This window comes from Sulfuricurvum sp., from assembly GCF_023250475.1.
Classification (GTDB): Bacteria; Campylobacterota; Campylobacteria; order Campylobacterales; family Sulfurimonadaceae; genus Sulfuricurvum.
Genome location: NZ_JAHFAQ010000105.1, coordinates 1 through 7,624 on the forward strand (window position 1 = coordinate 1; position 7,624 = coordinate 7,624).

Genomic DNA, 7,624 nt, shown 5'->3' on the forward strand with positions numbered 1-7,624 from the left:
GCAAAGAGGCGTCCATGCTCAGTTTCGATAAACATTACACCAAATCGCTTGCCGAGTCTTTGGGCGTTAAAACTCTGCCGTATGAGATTCTCCGCAAAGAAGATAAAAGAGTTGTCTCCATGGAGTATCCGTTTATTGTCAAACCTGCCCGTTTGGGGAGTTCTATCGGAGTGAGTATCGTCCGTGAAGCATCAGAACTCGATTATGCATTGGATGTGGCTTTTGAATTTGATAACGTCCTTTTGATCGAGCCGTTTAAGGCCGGAGTCAAGGAGTACAATCTCGCAGGATTCTCAGCACGTGGCGAGATTACCTATTCGATTGTCGAAGAGCCTCAAAAAGCGGAATTCCTCGATTTTGAGAAAAAATATCTCGATTTTTCCCGATCAGGGAATGTTGAGCATGCGGCCGTGAGTGAGGCGTTGGTATCTCAGTTACGCGAAGCATTTACCAAAATCTATTTGCCTCTGTTTGAAGGGGCGCTTATTCGTTGTGATTTCTTTGAGATTGAGGGCGAAGTGTATCTTAATGAGGTCAATCCGATTCCGGGATCGATGGCAAATTATTTGTTTGAAGATTTCAGTGCTTCTATCCAAAAGCTTTTGGGTGCATTGCCGGATAAAAAAGCGATTCGGGTCAATTACGATTATATTCACTCTATTTCCCAAGCCAAAGGGAAATAAGCGTGGCAGTCAAAACGGTTCAATACAAGCAGCACACGTTTTCAATCAGTTACGAAATTATCAATCCGAGCGCCCACTACGATATTATTTTTCTGCACGGCTGGGGATCTCATAAAAATTTGATGAAGCATGCGTTCGCTGCCCATTTAAAGCAGTTTCGCCATATCTACATCGATATGCCCGGATTTGGCAACAGCACATGTAATATGACACTGACAACCGAAGATTACGCAACGATTCTGGAGTCTTTTATCTCAATGATCGAAGCGGATAAAATGATAATTTTAGGGCACTCTTTCGGGGGCAAAGTGGCAACTCTGTTAAGTCCGGAGTTTTTAGTCTTGGTGGGTTCAGCGGGGATACTCGTCCCGAAACCTCTCAAGATTCGTGCTAAAATCGCTTTATTCAAGCTCCTTAAATTTACCGGACTTACAACATTGCGTCGTTTTTTCGTTGCCCCGGATGCACAGGGGCTAAGTCAGCCGATGTATGAGACGTTTAAACAGGTTGTTAATGAAGATTTCACCGAAAAGTTCAGCGCATACAAGGGGAGAGCCCTTCTGTGCTTCGGAGCCCAGGATACCGCCACTCCGATGTGGACTGCATATAAAATAGCAGAACTCATTCCTGAATCAAAAGTGATTGAATTTGACGGAGATCACTATTTCTTTTTGGAGCAGGGCGCCTCGGTTGCCAAAGAGATCGAAACAATGGTTTTAAAAAGTTTAGAACACTAAGGAAAAAATATGGAATTGACAGAAATAGCCGCATTTTTTACAAATATTTTATTTGTTATGACGTTGGGATGGTATTTGATCACCAATCTCCAATGGTACGATTATCGGATTGAGAGGGTTGTATTGCGTCATCACAAAACGTGGTGGCATTATGTCTATTTTATTGTTCCGCTTTTCGTCTATTATGCAATTGCTGAGTATTTTTGGATCTATTTTTATTTTGCACTTTTCCCTTCTCTTATTTTATGGCATCGCAAGCTCGATAAAAAAGTGGTTTTGACTTGGCGTGTGAAACGTTTTTTAATCCTCCTTTTCTCGATCACCCTTTTCGTGGATATCCTCTTAACGCTCAAAGGGGCAGGGTCGACATACAGTGTATTTTTTCCGATTCTATTGACGTACATCGGTTCATGGGGAATCGAGAAGTTTTTGTTTCAGCTCTATAAGCGCCAAGCCAAAAACAAAATTTCCTCCATGCAGGATTTGACGATTGTCTGTGTCACCGGGAGCTACGGTAAAACATCGATGAAAAATTTCATTGCGCAAGTGTTGAGTCAAAAATACAATGTTTATGCTACGCCGCGAAGCGTCAATACTCTCGGCGGTATTATCCGTGATGTCAATGAATCGCTTCCAGCGTACACGCAAGTCTATATTTGTGAAGCCGGGGCACGCGAAGTGGGAGACATCTACGCCATTGCACAACTGCTGAATCCTCAGATTGTAGTCGTCGGCAAAGTTGGGCCACAGCATTTGGAATATTTTAAAACGTTAGAGCGTATTCAGCGTACCAAACTGGAAATCATCCATTCCAAACGCCTTAAAAAAGCATTTATCCATACATCGGTTACCGATGTACCGCATGAGAAAGTGACTTTTTTCGGAGAAGATATCCATAATCTTGCGGCAACCTTGGAAGGGATTGATTTCGATTTGAACGTGAACGGGGAAGATCGCCATTTTCATACCTCTGTTCTCGGCGGATTCCAGACCATTAATATTAACGCGGCGATTTTGATTGCCTCGGAAATGGGGATGAGTTCGGATGAGATCGTTTTAGCCGTCGAAAAGCTCAAAAGTGTGGAACACCGACTTGAACGAATCGATGCGGGAGGTAAAATTATCCTTGATGACGGTTACAATGGAAATATCGACGGTATGTTGGAGGGGATCCGTCTTTGTTCCCTCCACGGCGGGCGTAAAGTGATTGTCACTCCCGGACTCGTCGAAAGTACGGAAGAACTGAACTCGGAGTTGATTCGTGCGATAAATAGCGTATTTGACATTGCTATCATTACCGGTGCATTGAATGCCGCGCAGTTTGATAAAGAACTGAATGTCCCTCAGAAAATTATGTTGACGGATAAATCACAAATGGTTAAAACTCTTGGAGAGGTAACGCGCGCCGGAGATATTATTCTCTTTGCGAACGATGCACCGAATTTTATCTGATGGACAATATTTTATATGCCCCTTGGCGAACCGAGTATATCAGCGGTGAGAAGTGTGAAGGGTGTGTATTCTGTCATATCAGCGAAAACGGTGAGAGAGATGAAGAGCATCATGTTCTTTATCGGGATGAAGATTGTTTTGTCGTTATGAATCTTTATCCGTATACCCCGGGCCATTTTATGATTATTCCCCATCACCATACGGATGCCCTAGAAGCGCTTGATGCGAACACATGGCTTCGTATGAGCGCTTTGGCGCAACGCGGCGTACGATTGCTCAAAGAGAGCTTCGGAGCGCACGGCGTCAATATTGGAATGAACCTTGGTCGTACCGCTGGAGCAGGGATTGCCGAGCATATCCATCTGCATTTGGTCCCAAGATGGGAACGGGATACCAATTTTATCACCTCAATTGCTCAAACTCGGGTGTATTCAACCGATTTTGAGATAATATATAGACGTTTAAAAGAGAAAAGCTATTATTTCGACCCTGTAAAAGAGTAAAAATTTTTAAAGGAGGAACGTATGGACGAAGATAGAAAAAAAATCATTCAGTATGCATTGCAATTTGATATACACGATATTCATACCTATTCCGGCTATAAAGGCGGTTTAGTGGTTAAAATAACAACGCGCAGTGCTGCGGTTGTCGATGCTATTGAGAAGTTTGCCCTCTCTCTCCCCTCAGAGGAGGTTGCGGTCAAAAAAAATCATTTGATGCAATTTGAGATTTTTTGCATTACCAAAGATAAAGATGTTTATGAATTGAAGCTCAAGTAGAAACAACGATCCATCTCTTCTCTAGCGTTATCTCTTTTTACGGGTAAGAACAAACGCAAAAACAGCTACAACTGCCAACAATATAAAAATATTTCCTTGTTCAATCATATTTTTCTCCTAATAATTTTTTCATAATTTCTATGTGATAGCTCTCTTGATAATTGATAAACTCAAAAAAAGCGGAGAGTTTTTTATCGGTGATGGAGGATGAGAGTTTACGGCACTCTTCCTTGGCATTTTCCTCTTCGACTATCCCTCCTTGGAGGAATTTCTCCATATCGGTAATCTCATAGGTACGGGGATGAAGCGGACGAGGAAGGGCTAAAATCCCCATCTTGGCCATCATCTCGCCGAAAGATCGCAAATGAAAGTGGGATTCATCGATCAAATCTTGAAAATGTGTTGCTTGCGCCGCAGTTGTCGCACGAATCTGACGGTAAAAGTAGATCATAATGAGTTCGTATTCTTTGTAAAGCTCTTCAAACAAAAAGAGGGTCAGCGCGTCGATTTCGGCTAAGCTCAAAAGGGCATCCGGCCAATGGCGGGAACGGTTAAAGGCGCTGAGCGGTTCATCGAGTATAAGGTTTTCCAGATAAGCGCGCAGCGTAAATAGGATATAGTGTTCATCATGAGTCATACGCTCGCAGAGTGGACTCTCATCATACAAAAGATGGAGTGATTCTATCTCTGTGATCGTAGTGCGAATAAGGGTGAAAAAAGATTCACTCTCAATCCCAAAGAGACTATCCCGTTCATAGTCATAAGGAGTGTCGCTCTCATAAAGTGACTGTGCCAACCATTTGAGATGGCGAAACTCGATTTGGGAAAATTCGTAGAGACGGCTTTTGGCCCACGGATCATTGAGTGAAAACGACATAAACGCGATTCTCAGCCACAGTTGATGTTTCGCTCTAAAAAGTGCTCCGTCGATCATTCTTCCACCTCACATTTAATGCCGATTTCAATCGCATGGAGTTCTTCGTCAACCCCTTTTGCCCTTTGCGCTTCATTGATCCCGGCCGCTTCAAAAGCGGTTAGTACCATTTGTGCGCATGCTTGTTGCTTCACCGGCCCCAGAGCGACTTTATCACGAAGTTTGAGGGCGGCGACTCGTGCATATTCACGGGATTCGCCTTTGATCATTTCGGTAAACATCGAACCCAGTACCACGGTATCGTGACATCCGTTGGTCGCGTATCCAACATTTTGGAGTATCTCATTATTTGAATCGAGATAAAAAATGACAAATTCCCCGCTCTCTTCACTGTGCCCGACACCCACGCCCGTAGGGTTTTCGAGAGGACCGTAGTTTTTGGGATGCATGAGATGCTCGATGATCTCTTGATTTAGATTATTTTCCATACGATTATTATAACGCAGGTTGAACCTCTTTGTAAGAGTCCTCACCGTACAATCGCGTTATGAAAACAATTACCCCTGAACATCTCCGTTATTTACCCACTACTCGCGCTGAAATGGAAGCACGCGGTTGGGATCGCTGTGACGTTATTCTCATCAGCGGCGATGCCTACATCGATTCGCCGTTTATCGGCGTGGCGGTTGTGGGACGGATTTTGGAGAGGGAAGGGTATCGGGTCGGAATCATCGGACAACCCGATATCACGACGGATGATGTGATGCGTTTAGGAGAACCGAAACTCTTTTGGGGGGTAAGCGGCGGCAGTGTCGATTCGATGGTTTCCAACTATACCGCGACCAAAAAATTTCGTAACAGCGACGACTATACCCCCGGCGGTGTCAATAATGTCCGCCCCGACCGAGCAACCTTGGTATATACCAATCTGATTCGCAAACATTTCAAAAACACGGTGCCCATTGTTTTAGGAGGAATAGAGGCGAGTCTGCGCCGTGTTACCCACTATGATTACTGGAGCAATAAACTGCGTAAACCGATCCTTTTTGACTCCAAAGCCGATTATCTGATCTACGGAATGGGTGAGGGGGCGATTATCGCTCTGCCTAAAGCGTTAGCCTCCGGTGAATCCCCTCATAATATTCGAGGGGTGTGTTATATCGCAAAAGAGCCTAAAGAAGGGTATTTGACATTGCCATCACACGCTGAGTGTTTGGAAAACAAAGAGCGCTATATCGATCTCTTTGATATGTTTTATAACCATAACGACCCTGTCTCCGCAAAAGGTTTATGTCAAGAGGTGGATGGGCGGTACAGTATCCAGAACCCTCCTGCTGATTATTTGGATGAAAACGAGATGGATGCCGTAAGCTCACTCCCTTTTACCCGTGAACTTCACCCCTATCATCGTCCCAAAGGTGCCGTGAAGTGTCTGGAGACGATCAAGTTTTCAATCATGACCCATCAGGGGTGTTGGGGAGAGTGCAACTTCTGCGCCATCGGTGTTCATCAGGGGCGTACTATTCGCACCCGAAGCGAGGCATCGATTTTAAAAGAGGCGACACAGTTTACCGAATACAAAGATTTCAAAGGGATCATCAGCGACGTCGGAGGACCGACCGCTAACATGTACGGCTATGAGTGTGCGAAAAAGCTCAAACACGGTACATGCGATTATCAGCGGTGTGTCGATGATACTCATCTGTGTAAAACCATGAAGGTCGATCATACCCGTGTTATCAATCTTCTCCGTTCTCTACGTGAAATACGGGGCATTAAAAAAGCGTTTGTCGCTTCGGGTGTCCGTTACGATCTGATTAACGAGGACAAACGCCAGGGGTATGAGTACCTTAAAGAGATGGTAAAACATCATATTTCAGGACAGATGAAGGTCGCTCCCGAGCACACCTCTGATCATGTTTTGCATTTGATGAACAAACCGGGCAAACAAACCCTCGTTGATTTTAAAAAGCTTTATGACCGGCTCAACCGTGAAGAGGGGAAAAAGCAGTTCCTGACCTATTATCTTATTGCCGCTCATCCGGGATGTACCGAGAAAGATATGCACGATCTGAAACGTTTTACCAGTGAAGAGCTGAAAATGAATCCCGAGCAGGCTCAGGTGTTTACCCCCACCCCCGGAACCTACTCTGCCGTAATGTATTACACGGAGATGGACCCTATAACCCGACAAAAAATATTTGTTGAAAAAGATACGTCGCGTAAAGAGAAGCAAAAACAGATAGTCGTTCAAAAAGAGAGCTTTAAAAGCGGGTTTGCAAGTTAAATTCTAATGTAAAAATAGTGGAACAATTTTTGCGCTCTTACCTCTCTTTTAGCTTCGGTAACTTACAATAAACACTTCAAACTAACATTATGGAACTTTTATTTGCGAATCGATAAATTTTTAAATGCCGTCAATCTGACCAAACGTCGTGCCGTCGCTCAGGATATGATCGGCGAGGGTGTTGTCTACATCAACGCCAAAGCGGTAAAACCCTCTAAAAACGTCGTGGTTGGAGATATTATCACCATCGTCTATCTTGAAAAAGAGATGAAATACGAAGTTCTGGCGATTCCGACAATCAAATCAACCCCGAAATCTCAGCAGCATCTTTATATCAAGGAACTCGTATGAGCCCTGCGCAATCAGATTTCGAAGCACTTTTCGAACACAGAATGTCTGATGAACAGATGAGAGCGTTTTTACTCTCACTTACATTGAATGATTCAACGTCTGCTTCAATGATTGCGACGGCGGCTGAGGTCATGAAGCGCCATGCGCTAGCTTTGAATATTATGCCGGAGCTTAAATCCAAACTGATTGATGTCGTAGGGACGGGGGGGGATAAGAGCGGGAGTTTCAATGTCAGCTCCACCGTCTCTATCCTCCTCGCAGCGTGCGGAGCTTATGTCGCCAAGCATGGGAACCGCTCTATAACCTCTAAATCGGGGAGTGCCGATGTTTTGGAACATTTAGGGGTGAAACTCGATCTAAGTTTGGACAAGAGCGCGAGGCTCCTTGAAGAGACGGGATTCACTTTCTTGTTTGCGCAATATCATCATCCGGCGATGAAGTTTATTATGCCGATACGCCGT

Annotated in this window: 9 protein-coding genes and 1 pseudogene; 8 read left to right on the top strand and 2 right to left on the bottom strand. The window is 44.3% G+C overall.

Going from position 1 to position 7,624, the window contains the following annotated elements:
- The 5 genes from Q0C19_RS09445 to Q0C19_RS09465 all read left to right on the top strand — a co-directional run.
- On the top strand, positions 1-683 hold a 683-nt coding region (locus Q0C19_RS09445), incomplete at its 5' end, for a D-alanine--D-alanine ligase (protein ID WP_295055408.1).
- 2 nt (positions 684-685) lie between these two features.
- Positions 686-1,420, top strand: coding sequence for an alpha/beta hydrolase (locus Q0C19_RS09450; RefSeq protein ID WP_295055411.1), 735 nt, complete (start codon positions 686-688; stop codon positions 1,418-1,420).
- A gap of 9 nt (positions 1,421-1,429) precedes the next feature.
- Positions 1,430-2,872 (top strand): UDP-N-acetylmuramoyl-tripeptide--D-alanyl-D-alanine ligase, encoded by a 1,443-nt coding sequence (gene murF / locus Q0C19_RS09455; RefSeq protein WP_295055413.1) that lies wholly within the window; start codon positions 1,430-1,432, stop codon positions 2,870-2,872.
- Positions 2,872-3,375, top strand: coding sequence for an HIT domain-containing protein (locus Q0C19_RS09460; protein WP_295055415.1), 504 nt, complete (start codon positions 2,872-2,874; stop codon positions 3,373-3,375). Before murF ends, Q0C19_RS09460 begins: the two co-directional genes overlap by 1 nt.
- 21 nt (positions 3,376-3,396) lie before the next feature.
- Positions 3,397-3,651, top strand: coding sequence for a hypothetical protein (locus tag Q0C19_RS09465; protein ID WP_295055417.1), 255 nt, complete (start codon positions 3,397-3,399; stop codon positions 3,649-3,651).
- Positions 3,652-3,751: 100 nt separating this feature from the next.
- Here the strand turns inward: Q0C19_RS09465 and Q0C19_RS09470 are convergent, their stop codons facing one another.
- A complete protein-coding gene (locus Q0C19_RS09470; protein WP_295055420.1) occupies positions 3,752-4,585 on the bottom strand; it encodes an iron-binding protein in 834 nt (277 codons plus the stop codon).
- The gene (locus tag Q0C19_RS09475) at positions 4,582-5,013 is read right to left on the bottom strand and encodes an iron-sulfur cluster assembly scaffold protein (RefSeq protein ID WP_295055421.1); all 432 of its coding nucleotides are present in this window, start codon (positions 5,011-5,013) and stop codon (positions 4,582-4,584) included. The genes Q0C19_RS09470 and Q0C19_RS09475 overlap by 4 nt, the downstream gene beginning before the upstream one ends.
- Positions 5,014-5,072: 59 nt before the next feature.
- Here Q0C19_RS09475 and Q0C19_RS09480 point away from each other — a divergent pair, with 59 nt between their 5' ends.
- From Q0C19_RS09480 to Q0C19_RS09490, 3 genes and pseudogenes are all read left to right on the top strand, one after another.
- Positions 5,073-6,812, top strand: coding sequence for a YgiQ family radical SAM protein (locus tag Q0C19_RS09480; protein WP_295055422.1), 1,740 nt, complete (start codon positions 5,073-5,075; stop codon positions 6,810-6,812).
- A gap of 102 nt (positions 6,813-6,914) precedes the next feature.
- Positions 6,915-7,163: an RNA-binding S4 domain-containing protein gene (locus Q0C19_RS09485; protein WP_295055423.1), complete on the top strand. Its 249-nt coding sequence runs from the start codon at positions 6,915-6,917 to the stop codon at positions 7,161-7,163.
- Positions 7,160-7,624 (top strand): annotated as a pseudogene (locus Q0C19_RS09490) (anthranilate phosphoribosyltransferase); the annotation flags it as partial. The gene Q0C19_RS09485 and the pseudogene Q0C19_RS09490, both read left to right, overlap by 4 nt.